Genomic DNA, 21,852 nt, shown 5'->3' on the forward strand with positions numbered 1-21,852 from the left:
GTACCCCGAAGACAGGAGGAACGTCGTGGACACGGACGTGATCGTGGTGGGGGCCGGGCCGACCGGCCTGATGCTCGCCGGTGAACTGCGCCTGGGCGGCGCCCGGGTGACCGTGGTGGAGAGTCTGACCGAGCCCACCGGGCAGTCCCGCGGCCTCGGCTTCACCGCCCGCACCATGGAGACCCTGGACCAGCGGGGCCTGCTACCGCGCTTCGGCACGGTGGAGACCAGCCCGATGGGCCACTTCGGTGGCGTGCAGTTCGACTACTCGGTGCTGCCCGACGCCCACTTCGGGGCCCGGGGACTGCTCCAGTCGCAGATCGAGGACGTGCTGGAGAAGTGGGCCGTCGAGCAGGGCGCCGAGCTGCGCCGGGGCTGGGAGCTGCGCGGGCTCACCGACGGTCCGGAGGGCGTGGAGATCACCGTGCAGACCCCGGAGGGCCCCCGGAGTCTGCGGGCGCGGTACCTGGTCGGTTGCGACGGCGGGCACAGCACCGTACGCAAGCTGGGTGGCTTCGACTTCCCCGGCATCCCGGCGAGCCGGGGCATGTACCTGGCCGACGTGTACGGCTGCGAGCTGCGCCCCCGGTTCCTGGGGGAGAAGCTGCCCAACGGCATGGTGATGGCCGCGCCGCTCGGCGAGGGGGTGTTCCGGATCATCGTGTGTGAGCACGGCACCCCCGCCAGCGACGGGTCCCGGTCGGTCAGTTTCGCCGAGGTGGCCGACGCCTGGCAGCGGATCACCGGCGAGTCGATCCACGGCGGCGGCGCCCACTGGGTCAGCTCCTTCACCGACGCCGCCCGGCAGGTCGGCCAGTACCAGCGGGGTCGGGTGCTGCTCGCCGGCGACGCCGCCCACATCCACCTGCCGGCGGCCGGCCAGGGGCTCAGCGCCGGCATCCAGGACGCGGCCAACCTCGGCTGGAAGCTCGCCGCCGTGGTCCGGGGCTGGGCGCCGGAGGGCCTGCTGGAGACGTACCACGCCGAGCGGCACCCGGCCGGGGCCCGGCTGCTGATGAACTCCCGGGCCCAGGGCACGGTCTTCCTCGGCGGCGCCGAGGCCGACCCGCTGCGGCTGCTCTTCACCGAGCTGATCGGCGGGTACGACGTGGTCAAGCAGCACCTGGCCGGCATGGTCAGCGGGCTGGACATCCGCTACGACCTGCCTGACGCCGACCACCCGCTGGTGGGCCGCCGGCTGCCGCCCCGGGAGCTGACCGGGCCGGCCGGGTCGGTCCGTACCCCGGAACTGCTGCACTCGGGTGGCGGTGTCCTGCTCGATCTCACCGACGACGCCGGGCTGCGTTCGGCCGCCGCCGGCTGGACCGATCGGGTCGTGGTCACCGTCGCCGCCGGCCCGCGCCCGGACGACCTCTCGTCGGTGCCGGCCGTGCTGGTCCGCCCGGACGGGTACGTGGCCTGGGTGGGCGACGACGCCGACGGCCTGCGGACGGCGTTGCGCCGCTGGTTCGGCGCACCCGTGACCGCGCAGGAGTCCGAGCCGACCGAGACGGCTGGGGCGGCCGGTTCGCCGGTGGCTGTCGGGTCGTCCGCCGCTGGACGGCGGTGAACCGCGTTGCCGATCAGGAACCGGCTGGCCGAGCTGGCGGAGCTGCGCGAACACGTCCGCCAGGGGCCCGATCCGGAAGCGACCCGGCGCCAGCACGCCAAGGGGAAACTGACCGCCCGGGAGCGGATCGGGCTGCTGCTCGACCCGGACTCGTTCGTCGAGGTGGAGCCGCTGCGCCGGCACCGGGCGACCGGGTTCGGGCTGGAGCACCGCCGGCCGCACACCGACGGGGTGGTCACCGGCTGGGGCACCGTGCACGGCCGGATGGTCTTCGTCTACGCCCACGACTTCCGGATCTTCGGTGGGGCGCTCGGTGAGGCGCACGCCGAGAAGATCCACAAGATCATGGACATGGCGATCACCGCGGGGGCCCCGCTGGTCTCGCTCAACGACGGGGCGGGCGCCCGGATCCAGGAGGGGGTCAGCGCGCTCGCCGGCTACGGCGGGATCTTCCAACGCAACACCCGGGCCTCCGGGGTGATCCCCCAGATCAGCGTGATGCTCGGCCCGTGTGCCGGGGGCGCGGCGTACTCGCCCGCGTTGACCGACTTCGTGTTCATGGTCCGGCAGACCTCGCAGATGTTCATCACCGGCCCGGACGTCGTGCAGGCGGTGACCGGCGCCCAGGTCACCCAGGACAGTCTGGGCGGGGCCGACGTGCACGGCGAGCGTTCCGGTGTCGCCCACTTCGTCCACGACGACGAGGAGAGTTGCCTGGCCGACGTGCGGTACCTGCTCTCCCTGCTGCCGGCGAACAACCGGGAGCTGCCCCCGGTGGAGGCCACCCAGGACCCGGCCGACCGGTCCTGCGCGGCGCTGGACGAGATCGTGCCCACCGACGGCAGCCGCCCGTACGACATGCGGGCGGTGCTGGCGGAGATCGCCGACGACGGGCAGTTCATGGAGGTCCACGAGCGGTGGGCGACGAACGTCATCGTCGCCCTGACCCGGCTGGACGGGCAGGTGGTCGGGGTGGTGGCCAGCCAACCGATGTCGCTGGCCGGGGTGCTGGACATCGCCGCCAGCGAGAAGGCCGCCCGGTTCGTGCAGCTCTGCGACGCCTTCAACATCCCCCTGGTGACCCTGCTGGACGTGCCCGGCTTCCTGCCCGGGGTCGACCAGGAGCACGGCGGCATCATCCGGCACGGCGCGAAGCTGCTCTACGCCTACTGCACCGCCTCGGTGCCCCGGATCTCGGTGGTGCTACGCAAGGCGTACGGCGGGGCGTACATCGTGATGGACTCCCGCAGCGTCGGGGCGGACCTGGCGTTCGCCTGGCCGACCAACGAGATCGCCGTGATGGGGGCGCAGGGCGCGGCCAACGTGATCTTCCGGCGGGAGATCGCCGCGGCGGAGGACCCGGCGGCCGTCCGGGCGCAGCTGGTCAAGCAGTACGAGGAGGAGCTGATGCATCCGTACTACGCCGCGGAGCGGGGTCTGGTCGACGACGTGATCGCGCCGGCCGAGACCCGGCAGGTGCTGGTCCGGTCGCTGCGGATGCTGCGGGCCAAGCACGTAGACCTGCCGGTGCGCAAGCACGGCAACCCGCCGCAGTGACCGCGCCGACCACCGTGGCCGCCGTGGCGGCGCGGACCACCGTGGCCGCGCCGACCGGCCCGCGGGCGGCGTGCACCCGGCTGAGGGTCCTGCGCGGCGAGCCGACCGACGACGAGGTCACGGCGCTCACCGCCGTCCTGCTCGTGCGGGCCGCCGCCCGGGACCGGGCCGAGGTCGAGGGGCGGGTGGCCGGCGAGGACCGGGCCGGTGCCGGCGGTCGGCGGGCGGGGTGGGGTCGGCCGGCCGCCGGCTACCGGTCGCCGGCGAGCTGGCGGTGACCGCGACGGCGAGGTGGTCCACGTCGGCCCGCGACAGCCGCACGACGGGTCAGTCGGTCAGCTCCAGATGCCGCTCGATCATCGCCTCGACCTGCGCGGGCACCTCGAGCTGGACGAAGTGCCCGGAGCCGACGGTCTGCCCGATGTCGGCAGGCGGTGCCAGCTCGGCCAGCCGCGCGTAGTCGGCGAACGGGGCGTTGCTGCCGATATAGAGCAGTGGACGGTCCCACCGGCGCAGGTCCGCCGCGTCGGTGTCGTCGGCGAGGTACGCGGCGAGTCCGGCGATCGGCGCGTACCCGACCTCGGTGGAAGGTCGGGCCATCGCGGCCACCACCTGCTCCACCAGCCGCGGGTCGGAGCGGGGCCGGAAGTACGACCGGACGATCGACTCCCGTACCGTGCCGGCGGTGTCGTCCCGCAGTGACCGGGCCAACTCGGCGGCCGCGGCGGCGGCACCGGGTGCCCCGGCCACCGCCGAGTCCAGCAGGCCCAGGCCGGTGAAGCGGTCCCGGTCACCGGCCGCGGCGGCCAGCGACCAGACCCCGCCCAGGCTGTGCCCGATCACCACGACCTGCCGCAGGTCGAGCGCGCCGACGAAGGCGCGCAGCCGGGCGGCCAGCTGCTCGACGCCGTAGCCGTCGGTAGGTGGTGGACTCGCGCCGTGGCCCGGCATGTCGACGGCGACCACCCGGGTGTGCCGGTCGGCGAGCCGGCGGGCGATCGGCTCCATGAACTCGTGGTCGCAGCACCAGCCGTGGACCAGCAGGATGGTGTCGCGGCGGCCGTGCCCGTAGGTCCAGTAGCGCAGTCCGGCGGCGGTGTGCCCGGTCGACATGGGGGCCTCCTCGGCGGTGGGGTGTCGTTCCACTGGAAGCGCGGTCTCCACCGGTGGTCATAGCGTACGCTAATTTCATGGTTATTCGTCCCTTATGTCGCCTGTGGCGGGCGGGGCGGGTCAATGCCTGACCACGCCGGACCCGAGGTGAGCCGACCCCTCGACCGGTTCTTCGAGCAGCTGGCGGAGTCCGCCCCGGACCGGCTGCCCAGCACGCCCACCGGCCTGCTCCAGTTCGTCTTCGACGACGGCGCCCACCCCGCCTGGTTCGTCCGCCTCGACGGCCGGCGGGTCCAGGTCGAGCGCACCGGACACCGCCCCGACTGCGTGGTGGAGCTGTCGACGACGGCGTTCGAGGACCTCGTCGCCGGCCACGACCACGTGGTGGCGATGCTGTTCCGGGGGATCGTCTCGGTCGAGGGGGACCTGTCCCTGCTGCTGGTGTTCCGGCGGCTGCTGCCGACCGCAGCCGACAGCGGCAACCCGCATCCGGTCGGCGGCGTGGTGCGGCGTACCCCCCGCAACGGCATCGGACTGCACGAGCGGACCAGCATCTTCTTCGGCAACAGCTTCATGATCAGCGCTCGTAACGGGGACGTCGAGGCCGAGCCCACCGTCCCGCTCGGCCTCTTCTTCTTCGACACCCGGTTCCTGTCGACCTGGCGGCTGACCGTCGACGGCGAACAGCTCGCCGTACTCTCCATCGACGACATTCGCTCCTTCGAGTCGAAGTTCGCCCTGGTGCCCGGCCAACCCACGCACTACGTCAACACCACCACCTCGATCCTGCGGCACCGCTCGATCGGTGACGACTTCGAGGAGGTGCTGACCCTGTTCAACTTCGCGCCGGAACCGGTGCGCTACACCATCCGACTCGACGTCGGCGCGGACTTCGCCGAGGTGCAGGAGATCCGCGACGGGTTCCAGCGTCCCCGGACGGTCTCGGCCTCCGTCGACCAGGATTCACTGCGGCTGCACTACCGCCGGCAGACCCTGCACCGGGAGACGGTGATCTCGACAAGCGAACCGGCGCACATCGACGAGCACGGCCTGACCTTCACCGTCACCATCGAGTCGCACGCCACCTGGTCCACCCGGCTGCGGGTGCTGACCCTGATCCGGGACCTGCGCCGGCACGACCTGCGGGACCGGTTGCGCAGCGCCACCGGCCGCTCGCGGGTGGAGGCCGGGCGGGAGATCGACGAGATCGTCTCCAACGTGCCCGAGCTGCGTGCCGACCACCTGCCGCTGAACGAGGCGTACCGGGTGAGCGTGCACGACCTGGCCGCCCTCTACTACCAGGGGGTCAACTTCCGGGAGCGGCTGCCCGCCACCGGTCTGCCCTGGTCGATGACGCTGCTCGGCCGGGAGAGCCTGGTCAGCAGCTTCCAGGCGCTGCCCTTCCTGCCCGAGCGGGCGGTCAGCACGCTGCGGATCCTGGCGCTCTGTCAGGGCACCCGCGTCGACGAGTTCCGGGGTGAGCAGCCGGGCCGGATCGTGCAGGAGAGCCGGTACGGCGAGTCGGCGGCCTTCAACGACGCCCCGGACGCGGCCGACTTCTCCGCCGCCGACACCACCGCGCTCTTTCTCGTCCTGCTCGACGAGTACGAACGCTGGACCGGCGACCGGGACCTGGTCTGCCGGTACGAGATCGAGGCCCGCGCCGCGCTCACCTGGATGGACGAGTACGCCGACCCGGTCGGGGCCGGCTACGTCTGGTCCTCGCGCCGGCAGACCAGGACCGGCCCGATCAACGAGAGTTGGCGCGGCTCGCCGCAGGCGATCTGTTTCCACGACGGTCGACTGCCGACCTTCCCGCAGGCCATCTGCGAGATCCAGGGCTACACCTACGACGCCAAGCTGCGGGCCGCCCGACTGGCCCGGCGATGCTGGGGCGACCCGGCGTTGGCCGAACGGTTGGAACGGGAGGCCGCCGACCTGCGGGTCCGGTTCAACCGGGACTTCTGGCTGCCCGACCGGGGCTACTACGCGCTGGCGTTGCAGGCCGACGGGACGCCCGTCGACGCCCTCGCCTCGAACATCGGGCACCTGCTCTTCAGCGGCATCGTCGAGCCGGAGCGCGCCGGCAGCCTGGTCGACCACCTGCTCGGGCCGGCCCTCTTCTCCGGCTGGGGGGTGCGCACCCTGGCCAGCACGGAGGGGCGGTTCAGCCCGCTGGGCCACCACAACGGCGCGATCTGGCCGGCGGACAACTCCCTCATCGCCTGGGGACTGCGCCGCTACGGCTTCAAACGGGAGGCCGCCCGGATCGCCTGGGGTCTGCTGGAGGCGAGCCGGTACTTCGGCGGACGGCTGCCCGGCTTCTTCGCCGGCTACGACCGGGACCGGACCCGGGTACCGGTGCCGTACCGCTTCACCGACAGCCCGTACGCCCCCTCGGCCGGGGCGACGCTGCTGCTGCTGCGGGCCCTGCTCGGGCTGGAGCCGTACGGCAACCACCTGGCGGTCGACGCCGGGCTCCCCGAGGGAACCGGTGAGATCGAGTTGCTCGACCTCCGGGGCCCCTGGGGGTACGCCGACGCACTCGGCCGGGGCCGCCCCTTCCGCGACCGGCCGGTCGCCCGGTAGGCGCCCGGCCTGCTCAGCGCCGGAGGCGCTATACAACCTGCTCAGCGCCAAAGGCGCCACCAGGCCTGCTCAGCGCCGAGGGCGCTGCCGGGTCTTCGGGTGCGGTCGGCCGCGCCCGGCCGCGCCCGACCGCTTCGGACCGCCACCGGGGGCCGCCGTCCGGCGGGCCGCCGGGGCGGGACGGGCCGGGGTCGCGCCGGTACGACGCCGGGCGGCGACGACGACGATCGCCGCGACCACCGCGACCACGATCCCGGGCACGAGCCAGGGGCTGAGGCCACCCTCCGGTGTCTCGTTGCCGGCCGGCGCCGGCGGGTAGGCGGCCTGGGTCTGCGCGGGGTCGGGGTTGCTCCGGGACGGGTCGGAGTGCCCCTTCTCCAGCAGGGCGAGCAGGTCCGGTGCGGCCTGCGAGGTGGGGGCGACCCAACCGGCGGGCGCCGCGCCGGTGGGCCCCTGGTAGTCGAAGGTGAGCGAGCCGCGGACCTCGTCACCGTCGGAGGCGATGGAGAGGTAGCTGGCGGTGTAGCGGCCGGTGACGGGCCAGTGCGAGACGGCGAGCAGCGTGGGGAAGCCGGTGTGGTACAGCTTCGGCTCCAGTTTGCCCTCGACGAGGTAGTACTCCTGGACCGGCTTGTCGAGCCGGATCGGCTCGCCGCTGGAGCGGGCGCCCTCCACCCGCAGCCCGGAGGGCGCGGTGAGGGTGAAGTGGGCCTGCGGGTGGGGTTGCTCGGTGAAGACGAGGGTCAACTGGTCCAACGCCTTGGTGACCACGGTGTCGGCCAGCGGGGTGGAGGTGGCGAGCTGGCCGTGGGCGGCGGCCGGGGTGGCGGGCAACAGCGCCGTCGACACCGCGACGAGCGCCGCCGTCGCCAGTGTCGCCGCACGTCGCAGAGGGGTGAGGGCTGCTCGCATTTGTTCATGATGGCCATTCCCCTGGTACGAGACAAGACGTAAAGTTCACAGCCCTGACCTCGGCCCGACACAGCAAAGGCGAGCATGGGCACCTACCCGGAGCTGTTGGCGCACGGCGTCGGCGGGCGGCAGGATCTGCCGCTTCCGCTGCCCTACCTCGTCGTCGCCGTCGCGTTGACCCTGCTGGCCACCTTCGTCGCGCTCGGCGCGCTCTGGCGGGTACCCCGGCTGGACCGCACCGGGACGGCCGGGCAACCCGTACCGGGATGGCTGGGTGGCCTCGTCGACGCCCCCGCCTCCCGGTGGACGCTGCGGGGCGCGGGCCTGCTCGCCGGCGGGTACTTCTGCGTCGGTCTGCTCGCCGGGCCGGACAGTCCGGAGAACCCCACCGCCGGTGTGCTCTACGTGCTGCTCTGGGTCGGGCTGGTCCCGGTGTCACTGCTGTTCGGGCCGGTCTGGCGGGCGGTGAACCCGCTTCGTGGGCTCTACCTGCTGGTCGCGACGGCCGCCGGGCGGGACCCGGACCGGGGGCTGCGCCCGTTGCCGGGCGGCCTGGGGCTCTGGCCGGCCGCCGTGGGGCTGTTCGCGTTCGTCTGGTTGGAGCTGGTCGCACCGGGGCGGGCCACCCTTCCGGTGATCAACGCCTGGTTGGCCGGCTACGCCCTGGTCATGCTGGTCGGCGCGGTCCGTTACGGGGTCGGCTGGTTCGACCGGGCCGATCCGTTCGAGGTCTACAGCGCGCTGGTCGGCCGGCTCGCGGTCATCGGCCGGCGCGCCGACGGCGTCCTGGTCTGGCGCAACCCGATGGACGGCATCGCCGGGCTCCGGCCGGAGCCGGGACTGGTCGCGGTGGTCACCGTCCTGCTCGGCTCGACCATGTACGACAGCCTCTCCACCGCTCCCGCCTGGCTCCGGTTCGGCCAGGAGAGCGGCCTGCCCCCGGTGGTCACCGGCACCGTCGGGATCACCGGGGTGATCGCCCTGGTGGCGCTGGCCCTGCTCGCCGTCACCCGGGTCGCCGCCGTCGTCGGACGCCGGGCCGACGCCGCCGGTGGCGAGCCGGTCCCGGCCGGTCGGGTCGCCGGTGAACTGGCCCACTCGATCGTGCCCGTCGCGGTGGGCTACCTGCTGGCCCACTACTACGCGCTGCTGGTCCTGGAAGGGCAGCGCACCATCGCCCTGCTCGCCGACCCGCGTGGCACCGGGGCCGACTGGCTGGGCACCGCGGACTGGTCGATCAACACCGCCCTGATCACACCCGACCAGGTGGCGGCCCTGCAGGTCACCGTCATCGTCCTCGGTCACCTGCTCGGCACCCTGCTCGCCCACGACCGCGCGCTGTACCTGTTCCCCCGGGCCCGGGCGGTGACCGGTCAGCTGCCGATGCTGGTGCTGATGGTCGCCTACACCGTCGTCGGTCTGCTGCTGCTCTACGCCGGCTGATCCGCCCGGCTGCGGGTGCCCTTGCCCTTCATCACGTGGTGCAGCAACGCGATCAGCACCTCCTTGCTGGAGTCGCGCCGCCGGGCGTCACAGAGCACGACCGGCACCTCGGGATCGAGGTCCAGGGCCAGCCGTACGTCGTCGAGGTCGTAACGGCGGGCCCCGTCGAAGCAGTTCACCGCGACGATGAACGGCACCTGGTGGCGCTCGAAGTAGTCGATGGAGGGGAAGGAGTCGGCCAGCCGGCGGGTGTCGGCCAGCACGACCGCGCCGAGCGCGCCCAGGGCCAACTCGTCCCAGACGAACCAGAACCGGTCCTGCCCCGGGGTGCCGAACAGGTACAGCACCAGGTCGTCACCGAAGCTGATCCGGCCGAAGTCCATCGCGACGGTGGTGGTGGTCTTGGCCTCCACGCCGGAGAGGTCGTCGACCCCGACCCCACGTTCGGACAGGACCTCCTCGGTTCGCAACGGCTGGGTCTCGCTGACGGCGCTGACCAGCGTCGTCTTGCCCACGCCGAAACCACCAGCGACGAGGATCTTGATGGCGGTCGGGATGGTCACCCCGGGTACGCCGTCAGAGTTTCCGTAGTCCATTGATCAGCGCCTCGAATACCTGGTTGTCCGGCAGAGTGGCGGGCGGCCGGGGCTCGGAGACCCGGACGAGCCCGCGGGCGAGCAGATCGTCGAGGAGGACGCGCACGGTTCCCAGCGGGAGCCGGAGATGCGCGGCGACCTCGGCGAGGGCGAGTGGCCGTTGGCAGAGGTTGACGATGTGTTGGTGTTCCGGGCTCAGCCCGAGCTCCAACGGTGGTGCCTGCCCGGTGGCGAGGACCAGCGAGATGACGTTGAAGCCGTTCTTGGGACGGGCCCGCCCGCCGGTCATCGCGTACGGCCGGACCAGGGGCCCCGCCTCGTCGTCTATCCACATCGGCTCCGCACCGGGCATGTCAATAGACCTGCTTACCCGGCCGGGCCGGCGCCACCAGGAACCGGCCGGCACGTCCGACCACCATGGCCATCTCGTAGGCGATCAGACCGACGTCGGCGTCCTCGGCGGCGAGCACGGCCAGGCAGGCACCGTGCCCCGCCGCGGTGACGAACAGGAAGCGGGTCTCCATCTCGATGACCGTCTGTCGTACCGGGCCACCGTCGAAGCGCTTGCCGGCGCCCTTGGCGAGGCTCTGGATACCCGAGGCGACCGCCGCCAGGTGCTCGGCGTCCTCCCGGCTCATCCCCGTGGAGGCCGCCATCAGCAGGCCGTCGACGGAGAGCACGATGGCGTGTTCGGCCTGCTTGACGCGACCGACCAGATCGTCGAGCAACCAGGCCAGGTCACCTGCAGACTTCTGCTGCTGCACCACTCGTTCCTCTTTCTACCGATCGGTGTCGACGGCGGGCGGTTCCTCCGCGTCGGGGCGGGGGACGTCGCTGTCGGTGTCCTTGATCCGTTCGGCGTCGGCACGTCCACGCCGGGTGCCGTGCTGGTACGAACTCATCGTCCGGCGAACCTGGTCGGGTGACATCACGACAGCGGCGTCGTCGGTGATCTCGCCGGTGTCGGCGCTCTCCCGCAGCTGTGGGGCGATGCTGGCCTGACGGACCCGGACCGGTAGACCGGCCGGGGTGCGGGAACTATCCGCCGACGCCTCGTCGGCCGGTCCGGCCGGCCGGACCGGCGGCTCGGCACGCCGGGGCGGTGTGGACGGCTGGGCGGAACGCGCCGGCGTGATCATCGGCAGCTCCTGGGTGGCCGGGGCGGAGTCGGAGAGCGGGGACCGGCGCCCGGGACGTCCGGTCGCGGTCCGGGCGGTGTCGGCCGGCGGGGTCTCCCGGCCTCCGGTGGTGGGTCGTGCAGGTCGCTCGGCGAGCGCGACGCCACCGGTGGTCTCGGTGGTGGGCTCGGCGGTGGACAGCCGCGGCCGACCGCCCGGTGCGGGGCCGTCCGAGGTCGGTGCCGAGGTGCCCGCGTCGCGGCCGGTGGTCAGGGTCTCCGCCCCGGTCACCAGTTCCATCGGGATCAGCACGACGGCGGTGGTGCCGCCGTACGCGGAGGCCTTCAGCTGTACGCCGATGCCGTGCCGGGCGGCGAGCTGGCTCACCACGAACAGCCCCAGCTGGTTGGCGTTGGAGAGGGTGAAGTCGCGGGGGTTGCTGATCTGCTCGTTGGCGGCGGCGAGGTCCTCGACGCTCATGCCGAGCCCGCGGTCCTCGATCTCCACCGCGAAGCCCCTGGCCACCAGGTGCCCCTTGACCTCGACCTGGGTCTGCGGCGGCGAGAAGGTGAGGGCGTTCTCGATCAGCTCGGCGAGCAGGTGGATCACGTCGCTGACGGCCCGTCCGGCCAGCCCGACCGAACCGAGGGGGAGTACCTGTACCCGGGTGTAGTCCTCGACCTCCTGGGTCGCGGCGCGGGCCACGTCGAGCATCGGCACGTTGCGCCGCCAGGCCCGACCGGGGGCCGCGCCGGAGAGGACGATCAGGTTCTCCGCGTTGCGCCGCATCCGGGTGGCCAGGTGGTCGATCCGGAACAGGTCCTCCAGCTTGTCCGGGGACTCCTCCTGCCGTTCCATCGCGTCCAGCAGGGTGACCTGCCGGTGGACGAGACCCTGGGTACGCCGGGCGAGGCTGAGGAAGACGTCCCGGACGGCCCGGCGCAGCTCCGCCTGCTCGACCGCGGTACGCACGGCGGTCTCCTGCACCCGGTTGAAGGCCTGGCCGACCTGGCCGATCTCGTCGTCGCCGAAGTCCAGCGGTGGCGCCTCGGCGTCGACGTCGACCTTGTCGCCCCGGCCGAGGCGTTCCACCACCGTCGGCAGCTGCTCGTCGGCCAGGTGCCGGGCCGCCTCCCGCAGCCGCTTCAACTGCGCCATCAACGACCGGGCGGTGGTCACCGAGACGATCACCGAGGCGATGACGGCGATCAGACCCAGACCGGCGGCGAGCACCAGCCGGACGATGACCATGACGGCCACCGGCGCGGCCCGCTCGACCACCGCGTCACCGCTTTCGAGCACGGCCTCCTGCAGGCTGGACAGCGCGGCACCGGCGGCCGGATCCCAGTCCTCGGCGGTGATCGCCGGCCGGACCGTGTCCCGGTCGCTGAGCACGACCCGGTCCTCGAGACCGCGCAGCCGGTCGAAGTCGGCACCGGAGAGGATGCCGGTGATGTTCTCCCGGTCCTCCGGACGCAGCTGCGTGACGATCCGGTCGGTGAGGAACCGCTGCGCGGCGACGAGCTGGCTGAACCGGGTGTGCTCGTCGGGCGTGATCCGCCCGGCGGCGAGCACGCCGGCCAGCAGGCCGTCCTGCCGGGACAGCAGCTCCCGGATGCGGTACAGGTCGATCAGGTTGCGGGTGTCGGCCTGGATCTCGATGTCGTCGATGCCGCCGACGACGTCGTAGACCTGGAACAGGCTCTCGATGGCCCGGGTGTAGGCGGCCTCGGTGCTGCTGCGGTCGGCGCTGCGGTCGTCGGTGGCGGCCCGGACCGTGGCGAGCGCGTCGATCTCGGCGATCGCCGTCTCGGTCCGTTGCTGGGCCCGGTTGTTGCTGGCCAGCTTCGCCTGCCAGCTGCGGGCCGAGGTCTTGAATGTCGCGGCCAGGCCGTCGACCTTGCGGCGACTATCCTCCAGGGCCTCTCGGCCGCTCTGGTCACCGGCGCCGAGGTGGGCGACGGCGAGACGACGCTCGTCCTGCAGGGCGAGCAGCAGCGGCTCACTGGGGGCGACGACCTGACTGTCGATCGTCTGGACGCCGAGCAGCGAGACACCGTCACGCAGTGTCACCCAGGCCGCGAAGGACCAGAGGGCAACCAGCGACAGCAGGAGAGCAATGACCTTCGTACGCAGATTGGTGCTGCGATACCGCATCAAACCGTCCCAGGCGGACATCGGTAACCCGGCCGGCAGTCCCGGCCGGGCGAGCTATCGGAGTAGGCAGACCGGGAGACGCTAGCAGCTTGCGGACTCTCCACTCAAGAGCACCCAGATCGCACGACATCGACGGTCCGGTCCATACGCAGGGTAGTGCCGCCCGGTGCTGGTCGGGCGGGTGGGCAGGAGGCCCGCCGAACATTTCCACTTCGGACGGTGATCGAGGCATCACGGCAGGTCACCGACGGGAATGTCAATGCCTGTAAGGTGAAGCCGATCACGCCCCGCATCGGTGGTCGTACTCACAGGACATCGTTAACGTCTCCTCAGTGACCGAAACGTGACGGCTTCGGCATCCGACGCCAGTGAGGGAGTATCCGCTGTGGACAGTGCCGAGGCCACCCCGGCGGTCGCCGCGCGGGTCGTACCGGCCCGCCGGGTGGTGCCCGCGATGATCCGTGACGCCCACGCCGCGCTTGTCGACGCCGGCCGGTGGTCCGACGGTGAGGTGGTCCGGCTCGGGCTCGGCGTGGCCCGGCCCTACCTGGTCACCAACCCCACCCACGTGCAGCAGGTGCTGCAGGAACGGGCGGCCAACTACCCCCGGGGCGACGACACCGCGCTCTGGCGATCGGTGCGCCGGCTGGTCGGCGACGGCATCCTCGCCGAGGGCGACTCCTGGGCGGCCAGCCGCCGGGTGCTGGCACCGCTGTTCCGGCCGGCCCGGATCACCGCGATGGTCGCGCCGATGGCCGACGCCGTGGCCGAGGCGGTCGCCGAGCTCGACGGTCCCGCGGCCGCCGCCACCCCGGTCGACATCGGCGCCGAGCTGTCCCGCATCGTCTGCGCCGCCATCATGCGGGCCTTCTTCGCCGACCGGATCTCGGTGGCCGAGGCGATGCGGATCACCGACGCCCAGGAGACGATCGTCACCTCGATGGCCCCCCGCATCCTCGCGCCGTTCGTGCCGTGGTGGGTCCGGATGCCCGGGGACCGCCGCTTCCACGCCGCCGTGCGGTCCATCGACGACATCCTGCTGCCGGTGCTGCGCCGGGCCCGGCAGCACCCCTGCGACGGCGACGACGTGCTCTCCGTGCTGGTCCGGGCCCGCACCCCGGACGGCGCCCCGCTCAGCGACCAGCGGATGCGCGACGATCTGGTGTCCATGATGGCGGTCACCACCGAGACCAGTCAGACGGTGCTGACCTGGCTGTTTCCCGTGTTGGCCAACAATCCCGAGGTGGCCGCGCGGCTGCTCGACGAGATCGACCAGGTGGTCGGCACCGGTCCGGTCCGGGCCGAGCAGCTACCGGAGCTGCGCTACACCCGCATGGTGATGGACGAGCTGATCCGGCTCTACCCGGCGGGTTGGATCGTGCCCCGTCGGGCGGCGGCCGACGACGTGCTGGGTGGGGTACGCATCGAGCGGGGGGCGACCATGCTCGTCTCGCCGTACGCCACCGGGCGGATGCCGCTGTTCTGGGGGCCCCGGGCGGAGGTCTTCGACCCGGACCGGTTCGCTCCCGGCCGGGCCGCCGCCGAGGGGCGGCACCGCAACGCGCACTACCCGTTCGGGCTCGGCATGCACCGCTGCCTCGGTGAGCACCTGTTCCACCTGGAGGCCGCGCTGATCGTCGCGACCCTGTTGAGCCGGTTCAGCTTCACCCCGACCGACCCGACCATCCCCGGCACCCGGGTCGCCGCCTCACTGCGTCCCAGCCGACCCGTGCTGCTGCGGCTGAGCCGTCGGCAGCGTACCCAGGAGGTTGTCTGATGCCCGCGACCGTGGACGCCGAGCTCGACTCGGCCGCGGAGCACGGCCGGATCTGTGCCCTGGCCTCCCGTGGGCAGCGCGACCTGCAGCAGGTCGTCGCCGCCCACCCCGGCCTCTTCCCGGACCCGCCGGTCGACCCGGCGATGCTCGGCGCGTTGGCCATGTCGACGGCGTTCATCGCGCCCTGGTGCACCGCCGAGCAGCTCCGTACGGCCAACCACACCTCCCTGTGGGTGACCGCCGAGGACTGGCGGATCGACCGGCTGGCCAGCTCCGCCACCGAGGTCGCCGGGATCGTCGCCGACTGTGTGGCGGTCGCCGAGGGCGGTACGCCCCGCGCCGACGACCTGCTCGGCGGCTTCCTGGCCCGCATCCGCGACGACCTGGCCCGCACCGGCACCTTCGCCGAGCTGCGCCCACGCTGGCGCGACGAGGTGCACCGGATGCTCACCGCCGACGCCCGGGAGTGGCGGTGGCGGCTCGACCCGGACACCCCGCCGCCCACCGCCGAGGAGTACCTCGCCAACGCCGACAACTACGGCGCGACCTTCGTCAACGTGTCGCACTGGCTGGCCACCGGCGACGCCGACACGCTCGCCCACCTGGACGAGCTGACCGCCGCCAGCCGGCAGGTCCAGGAGATCATCCGGCTGGTCAACGACCTGGCCAGCTACGACCGGGACGTCAAGGCCGGCGACCTCAACATCCTCACGCTCGGTCTCGACCGCGACGAGGTACGCCGGTGGACCGGCGACCGGTTGGCGCGCTGCCGGAACACCCTGGCGGAGGTGGCGCGGAGCTGCCCGCAGCAGGCCGCCTACCTCTCCCGGGAGATCGGCTTCACCACGGGGTTCTACCGGATGACGGACTTCTGGGGTGACGTTGACCAGCACTGAGTACCCGAGCGCACTGGCCACCGCGACCGACCCCGGCACTGAGGCACTGGCCCACCCCGCGCGCGGTGGCTCCGTCGACGGGGCGTCCGAGCTGGTCGCGCAGCTGTTGGCGCGGCCGGCCGGCCAGGTCTCGGCGTCGACCTACGAGACCGCCCGGCTGGTCAGCCTGGCACCGTGGTTGGCCGGGCACGCCCAGCGGGTGCGCTGGCTGCTCGACTGCCAACACGCCGACGGCGGCTGGGGCCCCGGGGACGGGTACCAGCTGGTGCCCACCCTGAGTGCCACCGAGGCGCTGCTCGCGGTGCTGCGTACCCGGACGGTGTCCGGCCTGGACGAGGTGGCCCGCGCGGCCGGACGGGGCCTGACCGCCCTGTCCGGGTGGCTCGGCGCGGCCACCCCGCTGCCGGACACCCCGGCGTTGGACCTGATCGTGCCGGCGTTGGTCGAGGCGGTCAACGAGCACCTCGACCGGCACGGTCACCCACCGACCGGCCGGTCCGCCGGCCGGCTCGGGCTGCCGGTCGGCATGACCGGGGCGCGGCTGGCCGCCGTCCGGCACCAGGCGGTGGCGGGTCGGTCGCTGGACGTCAAGCTGCACCACGCCCTGGAGGTGCTGGGGCCGCTGGCCCGCGCCGCGCGGGGAGTCACACCGCAGCCCAACGGCGCGGTCGGCGCCTCCCCCGCGGCGACCGCCGCCTGGCTCGGCGGGCCCGACCGGCCCGACGGGCAGCCGGCTCCGGTGTCCTATCTGGAACGGGTGGTCGCCGGCGGTGACCGGCTGGCACCCTGCACCACCCCGATCACGGTCTTCGAGCGGTCCTGGGTGGTCAGCACGCTGGCCCGCGCGGGGATGCCGGTGGCGGCGTCGCCCGACCTGGTGGGCAGCCTCACCGCCGACCTGACCGAGGCCGGCACGGCGACCAGTCCGGGGCTGCCGCCCGACGCGGACACCACGTCGGTCACCCTCTACGCGCTGCTGCGGCTCGGCGTGCCGGTGGACCCGGACTGCCTGTGGCGGTACGACATCGGCACGGGCTTCTGCACCTGGCCGGGGGAGGACGGGATCTCCGTCACCACCAACGCGCACGTGCTCGACGTGTTGGGCGAGTACCTGGCCGGCGGCGCGGCCGTGCCCGGGCCGGCCGCCGACCGGTACCGGTCGGCGGTCCACCGGCTGGAGGGGCTCCTGCTCGACCAGCAGCACGACGACGGCACCTGGCACGACCGGTGGCACGCCTCGCCGTACTACGCGACGCTCTGCTGCGCGCTGGCGCTGGCCGGGTACGGCCGCACCCCGGCGGTGGCCCCGGCGCTCGCCCGGGCCGCCCGGTGGGTGCTGGCCACCCAGCGCCCGGACGGCTCCTGGGGCCGGTGGCACGGCACCCCGGAGGAGACCGCGTACGCGCTGCACCTGCTCGCCGTGGCCGGCGGAGAGCCGGCCCGGGCGGCGCTCGGCCGTGGCCGCGCCCACCTGCTGCGGGTGGCCGACCAGCCGGGCGACGCGCAGCTCTGGCACGACAAGGACCTCTACCAGCCGACCATGATCGTCCGTTCGGCCGTGCTGGCCGCCGACCACCTCACCGCCGGCGACACCGCCCTGACCCGCCGCTGACGGCCTACCGCCTGACCCGCCGCTGACGGACTCCGGCCCGTGACCGCGGGTGCGGTCACGGGCCGGAGGGTCAGGCGGATACCGCTAGAGGTTGGCGCACTGCTGTCGGGCCGGGCCCTGGACCGTGTTGGGCCGGCCCTCGTCGACCGGTGCCGGGTCGTTGCCCTGGCACCGCAGCGGGCCCTGGACGGTGCTGGCCGCGATGACCACCGGCTTGCCGCCGACGTTGTCGTACAGGTTGACCGGGGCGTCGACCGTGGCCCCGTCGACGCGTACCCCGGCGGTGTTGCGGGAGATGGAGACCGGGCCGGTCACCGTGGACCGCAGCACGCTCACCGCCCCGGTCGCGCCGAAGACCGTCAACGGGCCCTCCACCCTGGCCCCGGTCACGCTGAACGAGGCCGGGGAGTTGGCCACCAGCGCACCCTGCAGGGTGCCGCCCACGACGATCAGGGAGGCGCCCTTGCGGACCGTGGTGTCGCCGACGATGGTGGCGTCGTCCAGACAGGTCACCCGGCCGACCCGGACCACCAGCGGCTTGTCGTACCGACCGGTGATCGTCTCGTCGCAGGTCGGTCCGGCGGTGCCCACCGTCGAGCGGGGCGTGGTGTCCGGGGCGACCGGCGAGTTGGCCGCCAGGTACGCGGTCAGCATGGTCAGGTCGTTGTCACCGGTGGTCACCCGGTCGGTTCCCTGCCCGAGGGTGGTGAAGTTGTCCCCACCGGCGGCGAGGAACGAGTTCACCGTGACCCGGTACGTGCCGGACGGATCCAGCGCCGTGCCGTTCAGGCTGATCGACACGATCCGGGAGCCCTTCGGCGCCTGCGGGTCGTAGACGTAGCTGAACCCCTTGGAGACGCCCAGCCAGAGCACCGGCCGGGAGGCCCCCTCCGGCTGCCACTGCTCCTCCAGCACCTGCTTGATCTGGGCGCCGGTGTAGCTCTTGGTGACCACGTCGTTGGCGAACGGCTGCACGGCGAAGGCCCCCGCGTAGGTGACCGTGCCGTCGGTGCCGTAGCGCAGGTCGGCCCGGAGCCCGCCCGGGTTCATGAAGGCGATCTGCGCCCCGCCCCGACCGGGCTCCCGGGTGCCGGCGAGCTGGACGTCGGCGATCAGGTTGCCCAACGCCGACTCCTTGCCCCGGTCCTCGTTGCCACCGGTGTAGGCCCGGGTGATGTCCGCGGTGATCTTGCCCAGCGGCTCCTTGCCCAGCTCCTCGGCGCGGGCCTTCGCGGCGGCCACGATCTCGGCCACCGCCGGGTCCTGCGGCGCGCCGACCACGTCGACCAGGCTGGCGTCGGCGGCGGTCACCGACTTCGTCGCCGGGTCGAAGGTGAGCGTGACCTTGCCCAGCCGCTTGCCGTAGTCCTCGGCCTGCACCACCGGACGCAACTTGTCCGAGCCGGGGACCGGCACCTCGAAGGCGTACGGCTGGTGGGTGTGGCCGCTGAAGATGGCGTCGATGTTCGCGTCGACCCGGGTGAACTTCCCGAAGACCGGGTCGGCGGCGAGTTCCGCGGCGGAGTCGATGTTCTCCGTCGAGGCCCCCTCGTGTGCCAGCAGCACCACCACGTCGGCCTCGCCGTTGGCCGGGTCGCCGTCGGAGAGCTGGCCGGCGACCAGGTTGGCCTCGGCCACCGGGTCGCGGAAGGTCAACCCGGCGATGCCGTCCGGGCTGACCAGCGAGGCGGTCTGCTCGGTGACCACACCGACGAAGCCGACCCGGACCCCACCGACGACACTCACCGAGTACGCCGGCAGCACCCGCTCGGTGCCCCGGTACACGTTCGCCCCGAGGTACGGGAAGTCGGCCCGGTCGGTGACCCGGCCGGTCAGGTCGGCCAGGCCCTTGTCGAACTCGTGGTTGCCGACCGCCGAGGCGACCAGCCCGCTGCTGTTCAACGCGTCGATTGTCGGGTTGTCGTCGTCGATCGCCGAGATGAAGGTCGACGCGCCGATGTTGTCCCCGGCGGAGACGAACGCGGTGTTCGGGTTCTGCTGACGCAGCTGCTTCACCAGACCGGCCACCTGGGCGGCCCCGCCGACCGGCTGACCGTTGACGGTGGCCGGTGACTCCAGCCGGCCGTGGAAGTCGTTGACGCTGAGCAGTTGCAGCTCCACCGGTGCGGTGCCGGTGCTGATCCCGACCACCAGCGGGTTGTGGTCGCTGGCCCGGTACGCGTCCGGCGCGTAGAAGGCGGGCAGGCCGTCGTACTGGAAGGCGTACGACTCGACCGCGTTGATCTGCCAGACGTCGACGCCGGTGACCCGGGTGGCCAGCGACGGCGAGGCCAGGGCGTGGTCCAGCGAGCCGGACTCGCCGCCGAAGACGTAGCTGGTCTTCGACGTGTCGTTGAGGTTGCGGTACCGCTGGTCGTAGAGGACCCGCATCGGGTCCTCCTGGGTGTAGGCGTTGAAGTCGCCGAGCAGCAGCACGTCGTCGGTGCCGAGGGAGTCGACGAAGGCGGCCAGCGCCCGCGCCTGGCGGACCCGGTCGCCGTTGAAGGCACCCTGACCGTCACCGGCGTCGGCGTTGTCCCCGGTGCCGGTGCCGCTCTTGGACTTGAAGTGGTTGACCACCACGGTGAAGGTGACCGACCCGGCGGTGAAGGTCTGCGCGATCGGCTCCCGGGCGTTGAACCAGACCGTCTCGTCGTTCACCGACCGGGACGCGCCCTTCGGGGTGACCGCCGCCGGCTTGAAGATGATCGCCGTGGTGATGACGTCCTGCTGCGCCGGGGCCGGCAGGTCCGCCGGGGTACGCACGTAGTCCCAGGTGCCCGCCCCGTCGGCGGTGTTCAGCGCGCCGACCAGCCGCTTGAGCGCCTGCTGGGAGTCGGTGGAGAAGCGTACCGAGTTCTCGATCTCCTCCAGCGCCACCACGTCGGCGTCCAGCGCGCTGATCGCCGAGACGATCTTCGCCTCCTGCTTGGCCAGGGCCGCCTCGTCGGCCGCCCCGCGGGCCTCGCCACCGAAGTGGACGAAGTAGTTCAACACGTTGAAGCTGGCCACCCGGATGTCACCGCCGACGTCCACCGGGGCGGCGGTACGCGGGTTGGTGTCCTTGAAGGTGGTCCGGGCGGCGGCCGGGGTGTCGGCGTCGACCGGGGTGGTCGGCTGCAACCGCCACTCGGCGAACCCGTACGACAGCACCGTCGGGCCGAACGCGTCCACCTGGTCGCCCACGCGCAGCGGGTCGGCCTTCGACAGGTACGGCGGGGCCAGCCCGGCGGTGGCCAGGTTGGTGGTGCGACCGTCGTCGAGCAGCACCCGGGCCAGCCGGTTGGCGGTGGCGATCTGCGTCGCCTCGGCCGAGCCGGGCCGGGCCAGGTCGGTGGGGGTACGGGCCGGCTGCTCGCCGGCGGTGAGCACGACCTCGCCGTACCGGTTGGTGTTGTAGACCTCGGCGACGGCGTACCGGCCGACCGGGGCGACCAGCATGGACTCGACCGACTCGCGGGCGGCCTCGTCCAGCGGGAAGGTGACCGGCACCGGGGCCGGCAGCGGCACGCCCCGCTCGCAGACCTGCACGTCGCTGCGGGCGGTGATGCCGAGCTGGGTGAGCCCGTTGAACTCGGTGGCGGTGCCGCTGACCCGCACCCGGTCACCGACGGCCACCGCCGGGTGGTTGGCGGTGTTGGTGGTCAGGTAGACGAAGATGCCGTCGGAGGCGGTGCCGCCGGCGACCGGCCGCTCGCCGCCACTGCCGGCGGTCTGCAGGTACACCCCGTTGTAGCCGCCGGTGCGGTGGTCGGCGGTGACCACGCCCTCGACGGTGACCCGGGTGCCGGACAGCGGCGTCGCGTCCCCGGTGCCCTGCACCTCGGCGATGCTGCGGTCCACGGTGACGTCACAGCCGGTGCCCGGCTCGGGCTCCGGGTCCGGGTCACCGCCGCCGCCGTTGCGTACCCCGAAGGTGTGCGGCGCGGGCGCCCGCCAGCTGCCGTCGATCTTCTGCAGCGAGTGCCCGACCGGGGTGGAGCTGGTCTCCTGGACGCCGATGTCGGTGCTGGCCCGGCCGCCCGCCGGACCACCGACGGCGGTGAAGGTCCCCTCGTAGCTGAGGAACTCGGCCACCTCGCCGGTGGGGGAGACCAGCGCGACGCCGTCGGGGGAGCCGTTCTGGATGCCGTCGGTCGGCCAGGTCTGCACGACCACCCCGGCCGCCGGCACCGCACCGGTAAGCGTCCTGGTGTGGTACGGCGCGCCGCCGGTGCCGTTGTAGAGGACGATCTGCCATCCGGTGAGGTCGAACCCGGACGGGGCCTCGATCTCGATGGCCTCGCCGGTGTCGGTGCCGGCGTTGTCATAGTGGATCTCACTGACCGTGGGCGTCGTCGCCGTCGCCGCCGGTTGGGCGTGGGCGGAAATGCCGGTCGTTGCGATGAGCGCACCACTGGTGAGGAGTACGCCCAACACGTTGCGTGTCCGTCTACCGCTGTTCCGGTCCATAAACTCCGAGCCTCCGAGAGGGAACTGGCTGCTGGAGGATAGACGCAACGGGTTACCGAG

Annotated in this window: 15 protein-coding genes; 8 read left to right on the forward strand and 7 right to left on the reverse strand. The window is 72.7% G+C overall.

Translation table 11 applies throughout. The features are described 5' to 3' along the window. The first annotated feature begins 25 nt into the window (after positions 1 to 25). From ACN28G_RS06215 to ACN28G_RS06225, 3 genes are read left to right on the forward strand one after another with little or no spacing between them, the layout of a single operon-like run. Entirely contained in the window at positions 26 to 1,570 is a 1,545-nt protein-coding gene (locus ACN28G_RS06215; protein WP_421478666.1) for an FAD-dependent monooxygenase, read from the forward strand. Positions 1,571 to 1,582: 12 nt separating this feature from the next. Then, positions 1,583 to 3,127 (forward strand): acyl-CoA carboxylase subunit beta, encoded by a 1,545-nt coding sequence (locus tag ACN28G_RS06220; RefSeq protein WP_091446220.1) that lies wholly within the window; start codon positions 1,583 to 1,585, stop codon positions 3,125 to 3,127. After that, the gene (locus tag ACN28G_RS06225) at positions 3,124 to 3,405 is read left to right on the forward strand and encodes an acyl-CoA carboxylase subunit epsilon (protein ID WP_091436068.1); all 282 of its coding nucleotides are present in this window, start codon (positions 3,124 to 3,126) and stop codon (positions 3,403 to 3,405) included. Before ACN28G_RS06220 ends, ACN28G_RS06225 begins: the two co-directional genes overlap by 4 nt. Before the next feature lie 49 nt (positions 3,406 to 3,454). On the opposite strand, the gene ACN28G_RS06230 is transcribed toward ACN28G_RS06225, so the two are convergent. Further along, positions 3,455 to 4,240: an alpha/beta fold hydrolase gene (locus tag ACN28G_RS06230; RefSeq protein WP_091436071.1), complete on the reverse strand. Its 786-nt coding sequence runs from the start codon at positions 4,238 to 4,240 to the stop codon at positions 3,455 to 3,457. Between the two features lie 147 nt (positions 4,241 to 4,387). Between ACN28G_RS06230 and ACN28G_RS06235 the strand changes: the two genes are divergently transcribed. Further along, on the forward strand, positions 4,388 to 6,829 hold the full coding sequence (locus tag ACN28G_RS06235) for a glycogen debranching N-terminal domain-containing protein (protein ID WP_421478667.1): 2,442 nt from the start codon (positions 4,388 to 4,390) through the stop codon (positions 6,827 to 6,829). A gap of 69 nt (positions 6,830 to 6,898) precedes the next feature. Here ACN28G_RS06235 and ACN28G_RS06240 read toward each other — a convergent pair whose 3' ends face one another. Then, positions 6,899 to 7,741, reverse strand: a complete 843-nt coding sequence (locus tag ACN28G_RS06240; protein WP_421478668.1) for a copper resistance protein CopC — start codon at positions 7,739 to 7,741, stop codon at positions 6,899 to 6,901. A gap of 84 nt (positions 7,742 to 7,825) precedes the next feature. On the opposite strand from ACN28G_RS06240, the gene ACN28G_RS06245 reads away from it, so the two are divergent. Then, positions 7,826 to 9,184 carry a hypothetical protein gene (locus ACN28G_RS06245; RefSeq protein ID WP_421478669.1) on the forward strand — a complete coding sequence of 453 codons (1,359 nt, stop codon included), beginning with the start codon at positions 7,826 to 7,828 and terminating at the stop codon, positions 9,182 to 9,184. Here the strand turns inward: ACN28G_RS06245 and ACN28G_RS06250 are convergent. From ACN28G_RS06250 to ACN28G_RS06265, 4 genes are read right to left on the reverse strand one after another with little or no spacing between them, the layout of a single operon-like run. Then, a complete protein-coding gene (locus ACN28G_RS06250) occupies positions 9,172 to 9,780 on the reverse strand; it encodes a GTP-binding protein (protein WP_091436080.1) in 609 nt (202 codons plus the stop codon). The two genes, ACN28G_RS06245 and ACN28G_RS06250, sit on opposite strands and share 13 nt — an antisense overlap. Continuing rightward, positions 9,761 to 10,132: a DUF742 domain-containing protein gene (locus ACN28G_RS06255; RefSeq protein WP_091436082.1), complete on the reverse strand. Its 372-nt coding sequence runs from the start codon at positions 10,130 to 10,132 to the stop codon at positions 9,761 to 9,763. Before ACN28G_RS06255 ends, ACN28G_RS06250 begins: the two co-directional genes overlap by 20 nt. A 1-nt stretch (position 10,133) precedes the next feature. Next, positions 10,134 to 10,544, reverse strand: coding sequence for a roadblock/LC7 domain-containing protein (locus tag ACN28G_RS06260; protein WP_175440492.1), 411 nt, complete (start codon positions 10,542 to 10,544; stop codon positions 10,134 to 10,136). 15 nt (positions 10,545 to 10,559) lie between these two features. Then, positions 10,560 to 13,055: a nitrate- and nitrite sensing domain-containing protein gene (locus ACN28G_RS06265; protein WP_421478670.1), complete on the reverse strand. Its 2,496-nt coding sequence runs from the start codon at positions 13,053 to 13,055 to the stop codon at positions 10,560 to 10,562. A gap of 454 nt (positions 13,056 to 13,509) precedes the next feature. On the opposite strand from ACN28G_RS06265, the gene ACN28G_RS06270 reads away from it, so the two are divergent. From ACN28G_RS06270 to ACN28G_RS06280, 3 genes are read left to right on the forward strand one after another with little or no spacing between them, the layout of a single operon-like run. Continuing rightward, on the forward strand, positions 13,510 to 14,832 hold the full coding sequence (locus tag ACN28G_RS06270; RefSeq protein ID WP_091446222.1) for a cytochrome P450: 1,323 nt from the start codon (positions 13,510 to 13,512) through the stop codon (positions 14,830 to 14,832). Beyond that, positions 14,832 to 15,728: a terpene synthase family protein gene (locus ACN28G_RS06275; protein ID WP_091436089.1), complete on the forward strand. Its 897-nt coding sequence runs from the start codon at positions 14,832 to 14,834 to the stop codon at positions 15,726 to 15,728. Before ACN28G_RS06270 ends, ACN28G_RS06275 begins: the two co-directional genes overlap by 1 nt. Next, complete coding sequence (locus ACN28G_RS06280; RefSeq protein WP_421478671.1) at positions 15,715 to 17,340, forward strand: prenyltransferase; 1,626 nt, start codon at positions 15,715 to 15,717, stop codon at positions 17,338 to 17,340. The genes ACN28G_RS06275 and ACN28G_RS06280 overlap by 14 nt, the downstream gene beginning before the upstream one ends. 84 nt (positions 17,341 to 17,424) lie before the next feature. On the opposite strand, the gene ACN28G_RS06285 is transcribed toward ACN28G_RS06280, so the two are convergent. Next, on the reverse strand, positions 17,425 to 21,759 hold the full coding sequence (locus ACN28G_RS06285) for an ExeM/NucH family extracellular endonuclease (RefSeq protein ID WP_421478672.1): 4,335 nt from the start codon (positions 21,757 to 21,759) through the stop codon (positions 17,425 to 17,427). Positions 21,760 to 21,852 lie beyond the last annotated feature (93 nt).

This window comes from Micromonospora sp. WMMA1923, assembly GCF_049179195.1.
Classification (GTDB): Bacteria; Actinomycetota; Actinomycetes; order Mycobacteriales; family Micromonosporaceae; genus Micromonospora; species Micromonospora yangpuensis.